A 19,016-nucleotide genomic window follows, 5' to 3' on the forward strand; every position below is an offset into this window, starting at 1 on the left:
TACGCGGGGCTGGCGCAATTTCTTCATCGCGGCGACGAACGTCTACAAAACAACGACTCGCTCAAGCCTCGGCCACGAGCTCCTCGAGTGCCTCGATCAGCGTCGCGAGCTCCTCCTCGGTATTGAAATAGTGCGGTGAGATGCGTAGTGAGCCATTCACGCGCTTCTCTTCGTAATCGATGACGGCGTCTGTGCTCTCTTGGCCGGAGGTATTGATGCCACGCTCACGGAGTTCGCGAACGAGGTCTGGCGGACGCCACCCCTCGACCGACGCCGTGACCGTAGCGCAGAGCGTCGGCCCCCGGTCGAGCGTACGGACCCCGTCGATCCCCCGCAGCATGGTGCGCAGCCGATCGGCGAGGCCCCACGAGCGTTCGCGGATCACGTCCAGGCCCAGGTCGGTCGCGTATCTCGCCGCCACACCGGTCGCGCGCACGAGTCCCCAGAAGAACTCCCAGGTCTCGAACCGCTTCGCGTCGGGTGCGGGTTGGTAGAGGTCGGGAGCGACCCAGTCCGCCCCCCTGAGGTCTGGGAAGAGCGGTTCCAGACCTGCGTCGAGGGCACGGTCGGATACGTAGAGGAAGCCCGCGCCGCGAGGGCCACGCAGGTACTTCCGCGCGGTAGCGGAGAAGAAGTCGCATCCCATCGCCTCGACGTCCACGGGCATCTGACCGACCGACTGGCAGCCATCGACGAGGTAGACGATCTCTCTGGCCCGGCACATCGCTCCGATCGCCGTCACGTCCTGAACGAGACCGGAGCTCGAGGGGATCTGCGTGACCGCGACGAGGCGAGGCCGACGACGATGGATGAGCCCCTCGATTGCGCCGAGGTCGACGCCCCCTTCGGGGGCATCCGGCGCGCGCACCACTTCCACCCCGAAGCGGTCGGCGAGGGCCAGGTACTGGATCTGGTTGGAGACGTAGTCGTTGCGTGTCGTGAGTACCACGTCTCCTGGCGAGAAGCGGACCGCGGACAGTGCTGCGACGAACGAAGCCGTGGCGTGTCCGCTGAACGCGATGTTCGCCGCAGAGGTGCTCAACAGGTTCGCGACGTCCTCGTACGCGGCGGCGATTTCTGCCGAGGCCTCAGACTCTGCCTCGTACCCGCCGATACTAGCTTCGAGGTCCAGGTGCGCCGTGATCGCGTCCAGGACCGGGCCTGGCATCAGCGACGCCCCCGCGTTGTTGAGGTGCACGCGGTTCGCGCACCCGGGGGTGTCCGCCCTGAGTTTGGCGACGTTCACGGTTCGCCCAAATCTTGGTGCGTGGATTGGGCGACAAATACCACGGGCTTTTAGCTCCCGCCCTGCTCGCTGATGATGCCGCGCTCCCGCTTCTGCTGGCGTACCATCTCGCGCACGTCCGCGAGCAGTTGTTTCGCGTCGTAGACGATGCCGTCCTTGATGGTGTACGTGATGCCGCCCACTCGCTCGAGCTCGCCGGTCTCGTCGTTGAGCATCGGAGCGCCGGTCCCGTAGAGCACTTTGAGGTTCGCGAGCGGGTTGCGGTCGACCACGATCATGTCGGCCTTCATGCCAACCTCGAGCACGCCGAACTGGAGGTCGTTCTCCATGCCTTTCGGCTTGTGGAGCTGGAGCGCCCCGTGGTACGTGGCGGCCCGGATTACCTCCAGGGGGCTGAAGCCGGCCTCCCGTAGAAGCTCCAGCTCACGTATGTAGTCGAAACCGTACAGCTTGTAGATGAAGCCCGAGTCCGAGCCGGTCGTGACGATGCCGCCGGCGTTCTTGTAGTCGTTGAGGAACTGCATCCACTTGTCGTAGAACTTGCCCCAGTGGTACTCGTCCTCGGTGGTCCAGTAGTACCAGTACGAGCCGTGAGCCTGACGACTGGGCTGATAGAAGTCCCACTGACTCGGAAGTGTGTACTCCTCGTGCCATTCGGCCTCACGGGCGCGCATGACGTCCCGGTTGGCCTCGTAGATCGTCATGGTCGGATCGAGTCCGAGATCGAGCTCCAGGAACTCGTCGATCAGCGCATTCCACTTCTCTGATCCCCGCTCCGCGGACTGGTACCACAGCCGCCCGACCTGGCCGAAGCGGTCCTGCTCGTTGTTGTAGTTGTAGTCGTGCGGGAAGTCCTGGATGGTCCGGTCGTCGAACAGGGCCTCGAAGAGCCCGTAGTAGTGAGTGATCATGTCGAGGCCGGAGCGTGCCGCGTCCAGCGCATTCATGCGCGACACCCCGGTCTGTGCCAGGTGGGCCACGGTGCCTAGGCCGTGCTTATGCGCCTCGTCGTTGAGCGCCTCCATGATCGCCGGCGGGAACGAAGTCAGCTTGAGGCCATCGATTTTCGCGCCGTCCACCTCGACGGCCGCGGCCCATCGCACCCAATCGCGCGCACTTTCGGGGCTGTTCACGGGGCCTTGGTCCCAGCCTTCGCCCGGCCGGGCGTATGTGAACATGCGGGGTGCGACGATCTCGTTTCGCTCGGAGAGCGCTTTCTGTTGCAGTCCCCACATCATCGAGCCGTGGCCCACGCCGCGTGACGTCGTGATGCCGTTGCCCATCCAAAGCTTGTAGACGTACTCGGCTTGTGGCGCCTTCCCGGCGCCGCCCGTATGTGCATGCATGTCGATGAGGCCCGGCAGCACGTACATGCCCGAGATGTCGATTTCACGCGTGGCGCCCTGTGGCCGACGGTTCTCGTCGATCGGTGCCATCGGGAAGCCGACCGAGCGGATTTCTGCAATACGGTCGTTTTCGATGACGATATCCACCGGGCCGATTGGCGGTCCGCCGGCGCCGTCGATGTACGTCGCGCCCCTGAGAATCAGCCGCTCGTGAGGGCCATCTCCTTCATCCGCGCGCCTGGGGTTGGTGTCTTCCATCTGGGCGGCGGCGCTGCCGGCCATCGCAAAGAGGGTCGCGACGGCGAACGCTACACGCAGAAGTGGCTGATCCGTTTTCATTCTTCCTCCGAACTCATATTGCCCGGCCCGACGCGAGGGCGTGCGGGGGCGTAAAGTATCGATGTCGGACCTTGATCGCGCCACGATACCTCGGACCCTCCCGCGACACGACGACCACTTCAGTTGCCGGACTCGAGCTCCGCGAACGTGTCTCGAAGCGCGGCGATGACCAACGGCCAGCCTTCGAGGTCGGCCGGGCAGCGTGTCCCCATAGGGAGACTAGACGGTATTATTGGCGTCCCTTTGACCCAGAGCCATACCCGGACCCGGGGCCATGCCCGGAGGAGCCGCCACTTCCTGTGAGCCACGAGTCGCGCGCAGTCGATCCGAACACGATGACCCTCGACGAGGCCCGTGTTGAAGCCGAGAGGCTGGGCGACGAGCTCCGGCGTCACTCCTACCTCTATCACGCCGAGGCTCGCCCCGAGATCGGGGACGATGAGTACGACTCGATGTTCAAGCGACTGCAAGCTATCGAGGCCTCGTATCCGGAGTTGTGCGCTCTCGACTCTCCGACGCAAAGAGTCGGAGCGGAGCCGCAGGACAAGTTCGAGACGGTGGCGCATACTGCGCCGATGCTCTCGCTCGACTCGACGCAGGACCCGGATGAGGTACGTCGCTTCGACGAGCGCATGCGCAAGGCGCTCGGCGAGGGCCACGAACCTGTCTATGTGCTCGAGCCGAAGCTCGATGGTGCCTCCATCGAGCTCGTCTACGAGCAGGGCGTGCTCACCCGGGCGGTTACACGCGGCAACGGCCGCGAGGGGGAGCAGGTTACGGCGAACATTCGGACCATTCCGTCGGTGCCGCTGCGCCTGCGCACGGACGACCGTCCAGCACCGGCGCTCGTGGCGCTGCGCGGGGAGGTCCTGATGTACATCTCCGACTTCCAGGACTTCAACGCGGGTCTCGTCGAGGCGGGCCTCGACCCGTACGCGTCCCCACGCAACTCGGCGGCGGGCTCGGTTCGACAGCTCGACCCGCAGGTGACCGCATCCAGGAAGCTCGATGTGTTGGTGTACGACCTGCTGGTCGTGGAAGGACAGACGTTTCGGAGTGACACCGAGGGGGTCGAAGCGATCCGTCAGTGGGGCTTCAAGCTACCCGAACGTATCGAGTTGGCTGGCTCAGTCGAAGAGATCCTCGACTACCACGCGGCATTCGGTGCGGATCGTGACCAGCTCGACTTCGAGATCGACGGGATCGTCATCAAGCTGGACGACTCCTCCATGCGCTCGGCGGTCGGCGCCACGTCGCATCACCCGCGCTGGGCGCTCGCGCTCAAGTTCGAGCCGCGCCAGGGCATCACGCGTATCGACAAGATCGACATCAACGTGGGTCGCACCGGGGTGCTGACACCGGTTGCGATCCTTCGTCCGGTCGTCGTGGGCGGCGTCACGGTGTCCCGCGCCTCCCTGCACAACCGGGAGGAGCTCAAGCGCAAGGACTTGCGAGAGGGCGACACGGTGCGGATCCAGCGCGCTGGGGACGTGATCCCCCAGGTCGTCGAGGTGGTCGAGCACGAGGAGAACCGCCGGCCCCCCTTCGAGATGCCTGCGGAGTGCCCCGCCTGCGGCACTCTGGTCTTCGAGGAGGGTCCGCGCACCAAGTGCCCGAACCGCTTCGCTTGCCCGGCGCAGCTCCAGCGTCGGATCGAGCACTTCGGTGCTCGGTCCTCGCTCGACATAGAGGGCCTTGGTGAGGAGACCGCCGCGCTCTTCGTGCGAGAGGGCCTGGTCGGAAGTCTCGCCGAGCTCTTCGACCTCCGCCCCGAACAGCTGGTGGAGCACGAGGGCTTCGCGGAGAAGTCCGCGAATGCGCTGATCGAAGCGATCCAGTCGAAGAAGAAGCCGGAGCTCGCGCGCTTCCTCATCGCGCTAGGCATCCCAGAGGTCGGAGTCACCGTGGCCCGAGACCTCGCGCAACACTTCGGCACGATCGAAGCGATCCGTGGCGCGACTGCCGAGCAACTCGAGGCGGTCGACGGGATCGGCCCGAAGATGAGCGAGACGATCACGACGTTTCTCGAGGATGGCCGCAACGTTGCGGCGATCGACGCGATCTTGGACCGAGGTGTCGTGCCCGTGGGTCCCGAACCGCTGCCGGACGAGCTACCGGACGCGGGCGCCGCGGTCTTCACCGGTACGATCCCGATTCCACGGGCAGCAGCCGAGGCCGCCTGGCGATCGGTGGGTGGGAGGACCGCCTCCTCGGTCTCCAAGAAAACCGACTACGTGGTGGCGGGTGACAACGCAGGCTCGAAGCTCGAGAAGGCCGAGCGACTCGGCGTAACCGTGCTCGACTTCGATGCCTTCGTGGAGATGGTCAGAACGCTCGGTGGAGGGGTCGACCTCCCTTGATCTGCGATTGTTCGACGCCCTTCCGCGTCTGATGGAGAACCTCGACGTCGCCCGGACGCTGACTGAGCTCGCGGACCTATTGGAAATCCAGGGCGCTTCACCCTTCCGCATCCGTGCGTACCGCAACGCCGTCAACACGATCAACAGTCTCAGCCGGCCACTCAAGGACATGGTGGAGGCCGGTGAGGATCTGACCGAGCTGCCAAGTATCGGCAAGAGTGTCGCCAAGTACATCGGCGAGTTCCTCGATACCGGCTCGATCAGTCGGCTCGAGGAGGTCGCCGCCGAGTTTCCGCGCTCGCTCGTCGAGCTGATGCGCCTCGACGGCGTGGGACCCAAGAAGGCCAGGAAGCTCTTCGAGCAGCTCGACGTGCGGACCGTGGATGATCTCGCGGCCGCGCTCGAGATCGGACGGGTCCAGGAGATCGACGGCTTCGGTGTGAAGAGCGCCGGCAAGATCGTGCGCGCGATCGAAGACCATAGGAAACACACGGGGCGCTTCCAGATCCACGAGACGGAGAGGCTCATCGCCGGAGTGCTCGAACACATGCAGGCAGCGCCAGGCGTGGGACGAATCGAGGTTGCGGGAAGCCTTCGCCGCCGGAAAGAGACGATCGGGGACGTCGATATCCTGGCCGAGCTCGAGGGTGATGGCACTCCCGTCGTGGACCACTTCGTGTCGTTCTCCGGCGCCGAGCGCGTGGAAGGCGCAGGGAACACCAAGGGCAGTATCGTCCTTCACTCAGGATTGCAGGTCGATCTGCGTGTCATCCCGTCGAGATCATTCGGGGCGGCGCTCCAGTACTTCTCCGGCTCCAAGGAGCACAACGTCGCAGTGCGCGCGCGCGCGGTCCGCCAAGGGCTGCGCGTGAACGAATGGGGTGTCTTCCGCGTGCCGGAGAGCGAGGACGACGAGCCCCTCGGCAAGGAAGACGGAGAGCGGCTCGCCGGAGACACCGAGCAGGGCGTGTACGAGGTGCTCGGCATGTCGTGGGTTCCGCCGGAGCTCCGGGAGGACCGCGGTGAGGTTGAGGCTGCATGCGGAGGTGAGTTGCCGGAGCTCGTGTCACTGGCGGACATGCGGGGTGATCTCCAGATGCACTCCACGTGGAGCGACGGGAAGGCGTCGGTGGAGGAGATGGCGAGGGCGTGCCTCGAGCGCGGCTACGAGTACTTCGCGCTCACGGACCACAGCCAGGCTATGGCGATGGTTCAGGGACTCACCCCGGCGCGCGCGCGAGAGCAGTGGTCCGAGATCGAGGAAGTTCAGGAACTCGTGCCAGGCATCCGGATTCTCAAGAGTGTCGAGGTCGACATCCTCCGGGATGGCTCTCTAGACATGCCAGACGACGTTCTGGAGCAGCTCGACCTGGTCGTCATCTCCGTCCACTCCTTCATGGATCAGAACAGGAAGACGATGACCGAACGGGTACTCCGGGCCATGCAGCACCCTTCTGTTGATATATTGGCCCATCCAACAGGACGAAGAATCAGCCGCCGCGAACCCTTCGAGCTCGACATAGAGGCCGTGCTCGAGGCCGCGGCGGATTTGTGTTTGGCGGTCGAACTCAATGCGAACCCCAACCGACTGGACCTCAGTGACGTTCACGTGCGCCGAGCCAAAGAGCTCGCAGTACCTGTAGTGATCAGCACGGACGCGCACTCGCCACGGGGCCTTGCCGACATGCGCTTCGGCGTGGACCAGGCACGACGGGGATGGCTGGAGGCCGGGGACGTGTTGAACACGCGCTCCGTGGAGGAGATAACGGGCTGGCTGAGAAGACGCGGGACGTGACGGAAAGCGGGTGCCGGGGATGATCGGCGACGTCGTATTGCTCGTGTGCGGGATCGGGGTTCTCTACTACGGGGCGGAGTGGCTCGTGCGCGGGGCAGCACGCCTGGCAGCTTCGCTCGGTGTCAGCCCCATCGTGGTGGGACTCACCGTCGTCTCGTTCGGTACTTCTGCCCCCGAGCTCGTCGTGTGCACAGTCGCAGCGCTCGGAGGAAATCCCGACCTCGCGATCGGGAACGTCATGGGATCGAACTTGGCCAACATCGGCTTGATCCTCGGGCTCACCGCGCTCGTGCGTCCCCTCGACGTGCGCGCTCGCGTCGTCTGGCGCGAGATGCCGCTCATGCTACTGGTCACGCTCTCGCTCTATCCGCTGGCGTGGGACGGCGTATTGAGCCGGGGTGACGGTGTGCTCTTGCTGTTCGCATTGGTCGCGTACCTGATCTTCGTGTTCCACTCCGTAGAGGATGAGGCTCCCGAGATCCTCGGCGAGTACGAGGAGTTCATGAAGGCGTCCAAACGCACGACATCGCTCGTTTCGGGCAGCGACGTGCTCTGGGTGATCGCAGGGTCGGCATGCCTGGTCCTGGGTGGCATCTGCATCGTCGAGGGAGCAGTTCAGATCGCAGGTGAGCTCGGCATCTCCGAGGTGGTCATCGGCCTGACGGTCGTGGCGGTGGGCACGTCCCTGCCCGAGTTGGCGACCTCGCTCGTGGCGGCCCTACGCTCCGAAGCGGACATCGCTGTCGGTAACGTGATTGGCTCCAACATCTTCAACGTAGCCGCGATCCTGGGCACGGCGTCGGTCGTGCGGCCGCTGGCCATCCCCCCGGATGTGCTCACGCGAGAGCTCCCGGTGGTCGTAGCGATGTCCCTGTTGCTCTTTCCCGTGCTGCGCTCCCGTTGGCGTATCCGACGCTGGGAGGGGGCCCTGTTGCTCACATCCTACGTCGGCGCGCTCGTCTGGCTCGTGTAGTGCCTCCTGGTTCGGGGTCCAGCCGAGGCGTGTGAAGTTCCGGCGGGGTAGGCGGTCGGCGCGGCCCCGGGTAGCTTTGGAGCCTCCCTCCGGGGCCTTCACGGCATCAAAGTCCACTAGGAGCTGCGCGCGATGCTTCCGATTGATCTGTCCGGAAAACGAGCGCTCGTGGCTGGTGTCGCTGACGATAGGGGATATGGCTGGGCCATCGCGCGCGCGCTCGCCGCGGCCGGCGCGTCGGTATGCGTTGGCACGTGGCCCCCCACCCTGAGGATTTTCACGAAGAGCCTGGAGCGTGGGAAGCTGGATCTCTCGCTTCCCGGTGGCGGTGAGATCGAGTTCGAGAGGATCTACCCGCTCGACGCTGCCTACGACACGCCCGAGGACGTGCCTGAGCATGTGAGCTCGTCCAAGCGCTATGCCGAGCTCGAGGGCTACACCATCCAGGGCGTTGCCGACAAGATGTGCGCCGACTTCGGGGACCGGTGCCTGGACGTCGTCGTGCACTCGCTCGCCAATGGTCCCGAGGTGCGGAGCCCGCTCATCGAGACGAGCCGGCACGGGTACCTCGCAGCGCTGAGCACGAGCGCCTACTCCATGGTGAGCATGATCCAGCGTTTTGGTCCGCTCATGAACGAGAGAGGCGCCCTCGTATCTCTCTCGTACCTGGCGGCCGAGCGCGTCATCCCGGGCTATGGTGGCGGCATGAGCTCGGCAAAGGCCGCACTGGAGAGCGATACGCGTACTTTGGCGTTCGAGGCGGGCCGCAAGTTCGGCATTCGTGTGAACACCATCAGCGCGGGACCGCTGGCAAGTCGAGCGGCGAAGGCGATCGGTACGATCGAGCTCATGGTCGACTATTGTGCCGCCAACGCTCCACTGCCCGAGGCCACCAAGCCGGACGACGTTGGGAACGCGGCCGCCTTCCTGTGTTCCCCACTCGCGGCCGGGATCACCGGTGAGACGCTGCATGTGGACAAGGGGTATCACGCGATGGGCATGCCGGCTGGCACACGGCTCAGCGCAGAATAGACATTCGGAGGGTCCTTGAACGACCGAAGCGAAGACGGCTTCGGAGCGCTGCTCCCCGACATTCGCGTCCAGCCTCCTGCGACGGTATCCCGCGCGATGGCAGAGCGTCTGCGTGCGGTGGAATCACGCAACATCACCTACATCGACGACGGTTGGCCGATTTTCTGGAAGGAGGCCCGTGGCGCCAACGTGCGCGACGTGGACGGGAACGTGTACATCGACCTGAGCAGTGCGTTCGGTGTGGCGCTGTTGGGCCACGCGCACCCTGCGGTTGTCTCCGCCGTGCGCGAACAGTCCGGGACCCTCCTGCACGGCATGGGCGACGTGCACCCCTCCGGGCTGAAACTGGACCTGCTCGAGCGCCTCTGTGCTCTGACTCCGTGGAACGAGGCGCGTGCCGTGCTGGCGTCTACCGGCTCGGAGGCCGTCGAAATCGCGCTGAAGACCGCACAGCTCGCGACGGGCCGGCCGGGCGTGCTCGCCTTCCGAGGGGGCTATCATGGACTCACGCTCGGTTCGCTTGCCGCCACGGAGCGCGAGCACTTTCGGGCGCCCTTCTCGGCGAGGCTGTACGGGGGCGTCGCCTTCGCCGCGTTTCCCGACGTCGCGCTGGATGGGGACGGCACGGCCGAACTCGCGCTCACCGAGGTTCGCCTCGCGCTCGAGAACGGCGCGCCGAATGGCGACCCCATCGGAGCGGTGATCGTGGAGCCCGTGCAGGGCAGGGCGGGGGCGAGGCTCGCGCCGGACGGATTCATGTCTTCCTTGTCGCAGGTTGCGGCCGAGTCGGGGGCGCTCGTGATCGCGGACGAGGTTTTCACGGGTCTGGGCCGATGCGGCGCGCTGCTCGCCTCGCACCGGGTCGGCCTCGAGCCCGACATCGTGTGCCTGGGAAAGGCCCTCGGCGGCGGGGTCCCGATCTCGGCCTGTCTCGCGCGCCGCGAGGTGATGGACGCTTGGCCCGAAAGCCGCGGGGAGGCGATCCATACGAGTACGTTTCTCGGACACCCCCTCGCGTGTGCCGCGGCGCTTGCGGTCCTGGAGACGCTCGAGCGCGAGCACGTCACCGACAGAGCCCGCGTGCTCGGCGCTCGGCTCCTGGAGCTTCTGGAGCCCGAGTTGGCCTCCGTGCCGGGGGTGGTCGACGTCCGTGGGCTCGGGCTGCTGATAGGCGTCGAGTTGGCCGGCGATGGACAGGCCGTCAGGGTCGCGGAGGCGGCTCTTCGGGAGGGGCTGATCCTGCTGCCTGCCGGCGACCGCGGTCAGGTGATCCAACTGACGCCCCCGGCAAGCCTGAGTGACATGCAGGCGAAACACGCATGTGGCGTGCTATGTGGCTTGATTCGAAAGGCGGTGTGACGGTGACGGCCGAACTATGACGAGCCGAGCCTGGAAGGGCGTCCTCTTCGACCTCGACGGTACGCTCGCCGACACGATCGAGCTGATCTTGCGCAGCTATCGACACACCATGCGGACGCATCTCGGGGAAGCGCCGCCCGACGAGCGCTTCCTCGCGACCATCGGGATTCCATTGCCGAAGCAGCTCGGGGACTTTGCCCGTGACGCTGCCGAGGCCGAGCGCATGCGTTCTACCTATGTCGCCTACCAACGCGAGATCCACGATGACCTCGTGGAGCCGTTCCCGGGCGCGGCCTCCGTCTTGTCGACGCTGCGGGAGAACGGGACTAGGCTGGCGGTCGTGACGAGCAAGCACAGCGGACTGGCTCGCCGCACTCTCGAGTGCTGCGGACTATGGGAAAGCCTCGACGCAGTCGTGTGCGCCGATGAAGTCGAGCGCCCGAAGCCGGACCCGGAACCGGTGCAGCTGGCGCTGAAACGGCTCGGCCTCGCGGACGAGGCGAACGAGGTAGTGTTCGTCGGAGACTCGCCGTTCGATCTTCGCGCGGGCAGGGCGGCCGGCACGCACACGGCCGCGGCGCTCTGGGGACCGTTCAGCCGCGAAGTACTCGCGGCAGAGGAACCGGACTTCTACCTGACTGGTCTAGAAGGCGTACTCCACACCTCGCTGTCGCGGCCCTAGAAGGGCCACCGCCCTTTCCGGGCAGCCATCTTAGTGCGACGACGTTGCAAAGTCGATCTGCTCGGCCAGCTCTAGATCCTTGTCGGTGATCCCCCGTGCGTCGTGCGTCGACAGCGTCAGGGTTACCGTGCAGTAGCGAACTTCGATGTCAGGATGGTGATCGTGAGCGTCAGCCAACGTGGCGACCCGGTTCACGAAAACGATCGAATCCCGAAAGGAACCGAACGAGAAGTCCTTGACCAGCTTGTTGGAGCGGCGCTTCCATCCCCGTCGACTCCTCAACCAGCCACGAAGCGACTCGGGGTCCAGCCTGCTCACCATTGTTGCCCCGCGCATGCCACCTAATCCCTTGTGGAAGAGTAACTTACCGTCATGTGCAGGAAGTTCCCGCAACGCGCTGGAATCCCACACGCACCATCAGCCATGACACTGGAGAGCGGTTGGGCGTTGAGGGGTTGACGCTTGGAGCGGCCCGTTCGAAATTTTGAGCCCTTCGGAAGTATCTGAAGTAACGATGCCCTCATCGTCTAGTGGCCTAGGATATCGCCCTCTCACGGCGGAGACCGGGGTTCGACTCCCCGTGGGGGTACTGACGCCGGTCGCTTAGCTCAGTTGGTAGAGCGCCACGTTCACATCGTGGATGTCGCAGGTTCGAGTCCTGCAGCGACCATTCCCCCGGCTGCCACGATGAGCAAAGTCATGCCGACGGCGTAGCACCCGTGGGGGGCAGCGCGTCCAGGAAACCCTCGATCGCCTCAGCGATCTCACCGGGCGCGTCTTCTTGGATGTAGTGCTTCGCGTCGAGCCGCTGGACCTGGCTAACCTTGAAGTCCTCGCGGAAGCGCTCCATGTACGGCCGGGGGAACGCGAGGTCGTGCAGACCCCAAGTGAGCAGGACAGGCACGTTGGAGAGCCTCTCCTGCACTTCGTCCGCGAGGTCACCGAGCCAGAGGCTCGACTCGATGAGCTGACGCGGAAACTCGGCTGCACCCACGCGCCGCTTCGGGGTCGAGAGCGCCTCCCGGTAGTGGTGCATGACCTCCTCGGCGAGCGGATACTTCACCATCATCGGCATGATCTTCTCGACGAGCAGGTTCTTCCTGAGGATCTGTGACTGCATGGGGGCGGACGACATGACGTACGCGAAGGCCTTCGCCGTAAGCGAGGTGATGGGCCAGTACCACGTGTTTCCCATGACCAGTGCGCGCAACCGGGGCATCTCGTCCAGCGCCACCCGCAGACCGATCGGGCCGCCCCAGTCTTGGCCCATGATCGTGAGGTGCTGCAAGCCAAGATGCTGGACCAACTCGCGCACCACGCCAGCCTGATCGGCCGGGGTATACCCGTAGTCGTCCGGAGCCTCCGACAGGCCGAAGCCGGGGTAGTCGACGGCGATGCAGCGGAATCGCTTCTTCAGCCGAATTATGATGCCCCTATAGAGGAAGCTCCACGTGGGGTTTCCATGCAAGAACAGGATCGGATCGCCGACCCCCTCGTCGATGAAATGGACCGTCCCGGCACTACTGTCGAACCACTTGGACTCGAACGGAAAGAGTCTCCGGTCGGGCGTGAACGGTGGTACGTGGCTCAACGGGGCTGCTCCATCGGAAGTAGGTCGGGCTCGGCGGCCCTACGATGCCGAAACGCCAGAAGTGACGAAAGAGGCTGGGGGGGTGCGTATCGGTCTACGTCGGTATACGTATGGGTGCGGCGACACTGGACCCACAGCTTGCGTCTCGAGCCCGAGGTCAACTTCCGCACGGAGTTCCGATGACCACTCCTCACAGCCGCTGGTTGTGTGCCGTCGCCCTCTCGGTATCTGTCGGAGTCGCCTACCCCAGTACGGGGGATGCCCAACAAGGGCCGACAGGCCTCGAAATCGGCGGTTTGCCGGCGCTGAACTTCGACTCCGATGAAGGCGTCGGGTACGGTGCGTTGGTAGAACTGTACCAGTACGGGCAAGGTGGACTACTCCCCTATGTCTGGTCTTTAAGGCCCACTGTGTTTCTGACCAGCAGGGGGCGGCGTGACTTCACGGTCTTCTTCGATGCCCCGCATGTGCTTGCGGCCGGGTGGCGGCTGGACGCCTACCTCGGCAGCGAGAAGCAGATCGCCACGCCGTACTACGGCGTCGGAAACGCAAAGCCCTACGACGAGGCCCTCGACGATGACGACGGCCCCGACCCGTTCTACTACCGCTTCGGTCGCACACGGCGCAGCGCGACGTTCAACCTGCAGCGGAACGTCGCCGAGACCCCCCTTCGGTGGCTCATCGGCGCCGGACTGGTGCGCACCTCAGTTCTTCCCGTTCCCGAGAACGACGGAGGCACACTATACGAGATGGACGTGAGTTCGACAGACCAGACGACCTGGTCCAACTACGTACGGACTGGGCTCGTGTGGGACTCCCGCGACCGCGAGACGGGACCTCGCAGCGGTGTGTGGACCGAGCTACTCATTCAACGTGTAGACGAGAGCTTCGGCGCGGACGCGGGCTATACGCGGTGGACGTTTACGGATCGCCGCTATTTCTCCCTCGGCGAGCGCATTGTCTTCGCGCACCGCTACCTGCTTCAGGGCGTCGGCGCGGGCGCGCCCGTTCACGACCTCTTTCAGGTGCAGACGTCGTTCAAGCAGCAGGAGGGGCTCGGGGGTGCCAAGACCGTAAGAGGCGTCCTCAAGAACCGGTTCGTAGGGCGGGGCATGCTCGTTTGGAATGCCGAGTTGCGATGGCGCGCCGCCGACTTCCTCCTATTCGGTACGTCCTTCCACGTGGTGCTTTCGGCCTTCCTCGATCAGGGCCGGGTGTGGGACGGTAATATCCGGCTCGGCGAACTGATGACCGACCTTCACCGCGGCTTTGGGGGCGGTGCTCGGTTTGGCATGGGGGAGAACTTCATCGTCGCGGTCGACATGGGCCGCTCGGAGGAAGCTGGAATGCCGATATACATCGGGCTCGGGTATCTCTACTGATGGCGCCGGAAGCGAAGATCCCGGCCAAGACGCCCTCGAGCGGGGGCTACTGGGGCACCGTCCTGACCCGGCCGGTCTTGTCGTGGTCGCTGTACGACCTGGCGAACACGGTCTTCTCGATGAACATCGTGTCGTTCTACCTGGGGCTCTGGGTCATCGACATGGGTGGGACGGACGCGACCTGGGGCTACACCAACAGCCTGACGATGGCGCTCGTCTTCGTAAGCGCTCCCATCCTCGGTGCTCTCTCCGACCAGGCGGGCCGCCGCCTCCCGTTCCTGATGGCGTGTACGATCGTATGCGTGGTGTGCACCGCCGCCTTGGGCCTGGGAAGACTGTGGGTCACCCTCGGAGTCTTCGTCGTCGCCAACTACTTCTTTCAGTCGGGCCTGATCTTCTACGACGCGACGCTGTCGGTCGTGAGCACGAAGCGCACGAGGGGCGTGATCGGGGGCTTCGGCATCGGTGTCGGGTACCTCGGCTCTTTCCTGGGAATCATGAGCGGGTTGCTGCTCCTCGACCGGATCGGGCACGTCGGCATCTTCCGGGTGACCGCTCTGATCTTCGCGATCTTCGCGGTCCCGATCTTCCTCTTCGTCAAGGAACCGCAGCTCCGCGCCAAAGTGAGGATCGATTTCAGGGCGGTGCGCAGTGCGTTCGGTCAGGTCAGGGACACGTTCCGGCACCTTCCACGGTACCGGGGGCTCGGACGGTTTCTGGTCGGGCGCATGTTCTATACCGACGCGGCGAACACCGTGATCATCTTCCTTGGCATATATACGACCGAGGAAATCGGCTTCGACGTCAGGGGCGCCCAACTCCTCATGCTGGTTGCCATCGCGTTCGCGGTCGTAGGAGGCTTGACTCTCGGCTCCGTCGTGGACCGCATCGGGCCCAAGCGAACCCTCGACTTCGTGCTGGGCCTGTGGGTCGTGAGCCTCTCTGGGGCGGTCGCCGTCCCCGTGCTGGGACTGCCGACCGTTTGGTTCTGGCCGGTCGCATGCGTCGCCGGCATCGCGCTGGGCGGCACCTGGACCGCCGACCGTCCCTACATGCTCATCCTGGCACCACCCCGGAGACTCGGGGAGTTCTACGGCCTCTACAGCATGGTCGGCCGCTTCGCTGCGATCCTCGGCCCCGCGATGTTCGCGCTGGTCTCGGTCACGCTGGGCTGGGGCAGACCTGCGGCGATGGGGAGCCTCTTGCTGTGGATCGTGATCTCGTGGCTGATCCTAAGGGGCGTGTCCGATGAGGAGCGTGAGTGGGGGCCGGAGGATCGGGTGGCGCCCCAGGCCACAGCTTCCTAGCTCGTCCTCGGGCTCGGTTTCGAACTTGGGTGGCGTGGTACCGGTCCTCAGCCCTCCTTTCCGGCGACTTCCCCCAAGCGGTCGACGGACTCGTGCATGAGCGCCAGGACCTCCTTGAACTGCGTGTCAGCGTCGGCGCCGCCGCGATTCGCCGCGATTGCCGCCTCGTTGAGATCGCGGACGAGGTCGATGAAGTGCTCGCCCTCCACCCTCAGATCCAGGAACTGTCGATCATTGGGCAGCAGCTGTTGGGACAGACCCCACACCCCGGCCTCCAAGACCATGATGCCGGCCAGAACGACCATGATCTGAAGTTGCACACTGTCGGGGGGGACGAGCAGGAGGCCTGTAAAGATCGTGACTACGCCGAGCACGGAGAGCGCTCCGTCCAGCATCCTTCGATACCGTCTCAATCGGACCTCCAGGTAGGAACGGGGCTCACCGCAAGGTCCACACCACGTAGTTCGGATTCTTCATGCGAAGGATTCCGTCGGCATGAAGAAAGACCTCCAGCACGGCCACACCGTCCGGGGACGCGTAACTGATCTGGTACGCCCAGTGATCCGCCGTCTCGACCTCCTGGACGGACAGGATCGGATGATACGTAACGGCGCCGTCTCCAACGTGGAACTCGATATCGTCCTGGCTGATCACGAACGCCCGATCGGCGTAGCGCTCGTTCTCGGTCACCCAGGTTCCGATCAGAGATGGCGGCGCCACGTCGATCGCGGGAGGAGGCCGGCTCACCCAAGCGCGCAGCCCAAGGAGTGCCACTAGGGCGATTCCAGCCCGTTTCAGGAAACGTCTCCGGCGCTCGCGTCGGATGATGTCGATTCGACGCTCCTTGCGTTTACGCCGATCCTCTCCCCGGAAGCTAGACATCGACGAGCAACGCCTCCTGACTCTCACTCGGCGTGAACCCTTCCGCTATCAGCCGCTGGAGCGCTTCCACGACCCTGGGCTCGAACTGCGTACCGGACTCGGCGACGATGATGTCATGAACCTCGTCGGGATCCATCGCAGGGCGATACGGCCGCGCCGATACCATCGCGTCGAACACGTCGGCCACCGACAACACCCGGGCCAGCTCGTGAATCTCGTCGCCGACGAGGCCGTCGGGGTAGCCGTTCCCGTCCCAATGCTCGTGGTGGTACAGGACGATCGGAATCATGGGCTGGAAGGCCCGGACCGGCTCGAGGATGCGCGCGCCGATGACCGTGTGGGACTGCACGACGGCGCGCTGCTCGGCGCTGAGCGCTTCGGGCCAATCCAGGATGGTCGCGGGAATGCCGATCTTGCCAATGTCGTGCAGCAGACCCCCCCGATGTAGGGTGTCGAGATCCTTCGCGGAGAGGTCGAGCTCCTGGCCCAGAAGAACCGCCAAGTCGGTTACGCGCTGTGAGTGACCCGACGTCCAACGTGACTTGGCGTCGATCGTATTCGCCAGGGCGCGCAGCGCCTCCCAGCTCATCTCATCGAGCTCGCGTCTGAGGCGTACGTCGTTGAGCGCGACCGCCGCTTGGTCAACGAGTTGGCGAGCGCGGTCCACGTCCTCGTCGGTGAACACGCGGCCCGCGTCGCCGCCTGCGGCGACCTCACCGACGCGCTCTCCATGGACGACGAGGGGGAGCACGAGAACGGGCAGGCTCTCGCGAGTAAACCCGCTCGACCGGAAGACCTGCGGGAGATCTTCCCACTCCTGGACGAGGATGTGCGAAGCTGCACCTGTCGGCCAGACGGTACCCCCGTCCACGAGCACCGAGCTCTGCATCGGCGCGTCGGGAGCACCCTCCGCCCAGTAGATCTCCGGGGCGTCGTGACCGCCGGGCTCGAGGATGAGCACGCTCCTCCGGCTGCTCGACAGAACTTGGCCGACACCCTTGAGGAGCGCTCCCACCGCGTCGGCTTGGTCCGGTGCGTTGAGCGCCGCCTGGTCGATCTCACGGCCGGCCTCGAGCTGATCGAATTGGCGGCCGATGCGTGACGCCATCTCGTTGAACGACGCCGCGAGCTCACCGAATTCGTTGTTCGACTCGACGCTCACGCGTACGGTGTGGTCACGCCTTGAGATCCGCCGCGTTCCGTCGATCAACTGCTCCAGCGGGTCCATCGTACGCCGAACCATGGCCACCGTCAGAAGGACCGCGGTCGTCAGTCCGAACAAGATTCCAAAGGGAAAGTTGGTCCGGAAGATTTCGAGCGACGCGTAAATCGACGCTGTCGATTCGCTTATGGCGACCGCCCAGGGGTCCGCCGCGAAAATGGTGGAGAGGTAGACCTCCCGATACATGCCCAGGTACTCCTCCCCACCGAAGTCGAGCTCGATATCGTCGGTGTGGCGTCGGAGGCTGTGTCCGTGCGGCGGAACCATCGCCGGAAGCGCGGACGCGTTTTCCGACGTGCAGACGAACGGGCGAGACTCGGAATCGAGGATGCAGAAGTTCGCGGTGTTGTAGCCGTCCACCGCGACGATCGCGGTAGCCAACAATGAGTCCACGGTCAGCCTACTCCAAAGGACGCCGCGAGCCGGGTTGGTGCTGTCCGCGGGGATGGCCATCAACACCCTCCCGCCGGATGTGCTCGCCTCCGCGATCAAGACCGGCTTGCCGCTCCGGAGGCTCTGCTCTTGCATCGCGTCGAGAGGGGGAGGGCTCAGCGTGCGGCCTCTCTGCTCTTGCACACCCTCAGCGGTCACGATCGCCACGCCCTCGATGCTCGGAGGCAGGGCGTCGAGGGAGACACTCGTACTCCACAAGCGTCGCACGGTGAATAGGTCCTGCTCCGAGCGCCGGAGGCGATCGATGATCATCTGCTCCGCGATCGCGTTCTGCTCGGCCATCGTGTCTAGAGCCTGGGTGCGGAGCTCGGACAGCAGATACACCCAGGACCCGACCGCCACGACCGTGACCGGGATGACGGTGACAGCGACGAAGAGCCCAAACAGCCGGCGAGCGACCTTTGTCCGCAGGAACTCGACCCGGATCCCCTTCAACTAGAAATCCTCCGCGAGGCCCACGAATCCGCCATCGTTGGCCCGTACGACGTCATCCCAGCTGGCCTTCGCAGTGAACGCGGCCACGCTTTCTCCATCTATTCCGACGCTGTAGAGATCGTAGTCCGAGTTCACAGGGACGAGGAAGCGGTCCTTGCGAGAGCCCGGCGTCTTCTTCGGCGGCGGATCGTGTAACAGGTACACGTAAGCGTTGCCCCAGGGGTCGAACTTTGGACCGAGACCGAGCTCGTTGAGCGTGACCGGGTAGCGGTTCTCGATGATCTCGAACTCGGTGATGCTCTGCTGGATCACTTTGATGTCCCCGATCGCCCGCACGATGCGCGCCCTCTCCACCACGCGGGCGAAGTTGGGCATCGCCAGAGATGCGAGGCTGCCGATGATGACCGTGACGATCAACAGCTCGATCAGTGTAAAGCCCCTCCGCTCCTCCGTAGCGAAGCGACGGGCTAGAAACACCGACTTCAGACTTTCCACGACCAGGGAGACAGATGACATCGCGGCTGCGTCCCGAAAACGGGTTACCTGCCATTCAAGTGTAGGAGGGGGCGAACGGTCGATCAAAGCTTTTGAGCCACCCCGTCCCCCTTCCCT

16 protein-coding genes and 2 tRNA genes are annotated in these 19,016 nt (G+C 64.8%); 10 read left to right on the forward strand and 8 right to left on the reverse strand.

Features of this window, described 5'->3' with window-relative positions:
• Positions 1–61: 61 nt before the first annotated feature.
• Positions 62–1,168 (reverse strand): aminotransferase class V-fold PLP-dependent enzyme, encoded by a 1,107-nt coding sequence (locus IIB36_05945; GenBank protein ID MCH7531295.1) that lies wholly within the window; start codon positions 1,166–1,168, stop codon positions 62–64.
• Between the two features lie 128 nt (positions 1,169–1,296).
• Entirely contained in the window at positions 1,297–2,931 is a 1,635-nt protein-coding gene (locus IIB36_05950) for an amidohydrolase family protein (protein ID MCH7531296.1), read from the reverse strand.
• Positions 2,932–3,230: 299 nt separating this feature from the next.
• Between IIB36_05950 and ligA the strand changes: the two genes are divergently transcribed.
• The 6 genes from ligA (at position 3,231) to IIB36_05980 (ending at position 11,132) form a co-directional block, all read left to right on the forward strand.
• Positions 3,231–5,291: an NAD-dependent DNA ligase LigA gene (ligA, locus tag IIB36_05955; protein ID MCH7531297.1), complete on the forward strand. Its 2,061-nt coding sequence runs from the start codon at positions 3,231–3,233 to the stop codon at positions 5,289–5,291.
• 31 nt (positions 5,292–5,322) lie between these two features.
• A complete protein-coding gene (polX, locus tag IIB36_05960; protein ID MCH7531298.1) occupies positions 5,323–7,086 on the forward strand; it encodes a DNA polymerase/3'-5' exonuclease PolX in 1,764 nt (587 codons plus the stop codon).
• A gap of 19 nt (positions 7,087–7,105) precedes the next feature.
• Positions 7,106–8,059, forward strand: a complete 954-nt coding sequence (locus IIB36_05965; GenBank protein ID MCH7531299.1) for a calcium/sodium antiporter — start codon at positions 7,106–7,108, stop codon at positions 8,057–8,059.
• Between the two features lie 132 nt (positions 8,060–8,191).
• Positions 8,192–9,091: an enoyl-[acyl-carrier-protein] reductase gene (locus IIB36_05970; protein MCH7531300.1), complete on the forward strand. Its 900-nt coding sequence runs from the start codon at positions 8,192–8,194 to the stop codon at positions 9,089–9,091.
• Between the two features lie 15 nt (positions 9,092–9,106).
• Positions 9,107–10,450, forward strand: a complete 1,344-nt coding sequence (locus tag IIB36_05975; GenBank protein MCH7531301.1) for an aspartate aminotransferase family protein — start codon at positions 9,107–9,109, stop codon at positions 10,448–10,450.
• Between the two features lie 16 nt (positions 10,451–10,466).
• Complete coding sequence (locus IIB36_05980; GenBank protein MCH7531302.1) at positions 10,467–11,132, forward strand: HAD-IA family hydrolase; 666 nt, start codon at positions 10,467–10,469, stop codon at positions 11,130–11,132.
• Between the two features lie 30 nt (positions 11,133–11,162).
• Here IIB36_05980 and IIB36_05985 read toward each other — a convergent pair whose 3' ends face one another.
• Complete coding sequence (locus IIB36_05985; protein ID MCH7531303.1) at positions 11,163–11,453, reverse strand: 4a-hydroxytetrahydrobiopterin dehydratase; 291 nt, start codon at positions 11,451–11,453, stop codon at positions 11,163–11,165.
• 195 nt (positions 11,454–11,648) lie between these two features.
• On the opposite strand from IIB36_05985, the gene IIB36_05990 reads away from it, so the two are divergent.
• Positions 11,649–11,721 (forward strand) — tRNA-Glu (locus IIB36_05990).
• Between the two features lie 8 nt (positions 11,722–11,729).
• A tRNA-Val gene (locus tag IIB36_05995) sits at positions 11,730–11,802 on the forward strand.
• Positions 11,803–11,829: 27 nt separating this feature from the next.
• Here the strand turns inward: IIB36_05995 and IIB36_06000 are convergent.
• Positions 11,830–12,723 carry an alpha/beta fold hydrolase gene (locus IIB36_06000; protein ID MCH7531304.1) on the reverse strand — a complete coding sequence of 298 codons (894 nt, stop codon included), beginning with the start codon at positions 12,721–12,723 and terminating at the stop codon, positions 11,830–11,832.
• 179 nt (positions 12,724–12,902) lie between these two features.
• Here IIB36_06000 and IIB36_06005 point away from each other — a divergent pair, with 179 nt between their 5' ends.
• Together IIB36_06005 and IIB36_06010 are read left to right on the forward strand one after the other, a co-directional pair.
• Positions 12,903–14,105, forward strand: coding sequence for a BamA/TamA family outer membrane protein (locus IIB36_06005; protein MCH7531305.1), 1,203 nt, complete (start codon positions 12,903–12,905; stop codon positions 14,103–14,105).
• Positions 14,105–15,412 (forward strand): MFS transporter, encoded by a 1,308-nt coding sequence (locus IIB36_06010; GenBank protein ID MCH7531306.1) that lies wholly within the window; start codon positions 14,105–14,107, stop codon positions 15,410–15,412. The genes IIB36_06005 and IIB36_06010 overlap by 1 nt, the downstream gene beginning before the upstream one ends.
• Positions 15,413–15,459: 47 nt before the next feature.
• On the opposite strand, the gene IIB36_06015 is transcribed toward IIB36_06010, so the two are convergent.
• The 4 genes from IIB36_06015 to IIB36_06030 are packed head-to-tail and all read right to left on the reverse strand — an operon-like array spanning position 15,460 to position 18,920.
• Positions 15,460–15,825, reverse strand: a complete 366-nt coding sequence (locus tag IIB36_06015; GenBank protein MCH7531307.1) for a hypothetical protein — start codon at positions 15,823–15,825, stop codon at positions 15,460–15,462.
• 25 nt (positions 15,826–15,850) lie between these two features.
• Positions 15,851–16,294, reverse strand: coding sequence for a hypothetical protein (locus IIB36_06020; protein MCH7531308.1), 444 nt, complete (start codon positions 16,292–16,294; stop codon positions 15,851–15,853).
• Positions 16,287–18,404 (reverse strand): HD domain-containing protein, encoded by a 2,118-nt coding sequence (locus IIB36_06025; protein MCH7531309.1) that lies wholly within the window; start codon positions 18,402–18,404, stop codon positions 16,287–16,289. The genes IIB36_06020 and IIB36_06025 overlap by 8 nt, the downstream gene beginning before the upstream one ends.
• Complete coding sequence (locus IIB36_06030) at positions 18,405–18,920, reverse strand: prepilin-type N-terminal cleavage/methylation domain-containing protein (protein MCH7531310.1); 516 nt, start codon at positions 18,918–18,920, stop codon at positions 18,405–18,407.
• Positions 18,921–19,016: the final 96 nt, after the last annotated feature.

The sequence above is a fragment of the Gemmatimonadota bacterium genome, assembly GCA_022560615.1.
Taxonomy (GTDB): domain Bacteria; phylum Gemmatimonadota; class Gemmatimonadetes; order Longimicrobiales; family Gaopeijiaceae; genus UBA1138.

What these genes read in the sequence shown, in the direction of transcription:
- IIB36_05945 (MCH7531295.1), bottom strand. Translation starts at nt 1,168, where the DNA reads ATGCCAGGCCCGGTCCTGGACGCGATCACGGCGCACCTGGACCTCGAA.
- IIB36_05950 (MCH7531296.1), bottom strand. Translation starts at nt 2,931, where the DNA reads ATGAAAACGGATCAGCCACTTCTGCGTGTAGCGTTCGCCGTCGCGACC.
- polX (MCH7531298.1), top strand. Translation starts at nt 5,323, where the DNA reads ATGGAGAACCTCGACGTCGCCCGGACGCTGACTGAGCTCGCGGACCTA.
- IIB36_05965 (MCH7531299.1), top strand. Translation starts at nt 7,106, where the DNA reads ATGATCGGCGACGTCGTATTGCTCGTGTGCGGGATCGGGGTTCTCTAC.
- IIB36_05970 (MCH7531300.1), top strand. Translation starts at nt 8,192, where the DNA reads ATGCTTCCGATTGATCTGTCCGGAAAACGAGCGCTCGTGGCTGGTGTC.
- IIB36_05980 (MCH7531302.1), top strand. Translation starts at nt 10,467, where the DNA reads ATGACGAGCCGAGCCTGGAAGGGCGTCCTCTTCGACCTCGACGGTACG.
- IIB36_05985 (MCH7531303.1), bottom strand. Translation starts at nt 11,453, where the DNA reads ATGGTGAGCAGGCTGGACCCCGAGTCGCTTCGTGGCTGGTTGAGGAGT.
- IIB36_06005 (MCH7531305.1), top strand. Translation starts at nt 12,903, where the DNA reads ATGACCACTCCTCACAGCCGCTGGTTGTGTGCCGTCGCCCTCTCGGTA.
- IIB36_06010 (MCH7531306.1), top strand. Translation starts at nt 14,105, where the DNA reads ATGGCGCCGGAAGCGAAGATCCCGGCCAAGACGCCCTCGAGCGGGGGC.
- IIB36_06020 (MCH7531308.1), bottom strand. Translation starts at nt 16,294, where the DNA reads ATGTCTAGCTTCCGGGGAGAGGATCGGCGTAAACGCAAGGAGCGTCGA.
- IIB36_06030 (MCH7531310.1), bottom strand. Translation starts at nt 18,920, where the DNA reads ATGTCATCTGTCTCCCTGGTCGTGGAAAGTCTGAAGTCGGTGTTTCTA.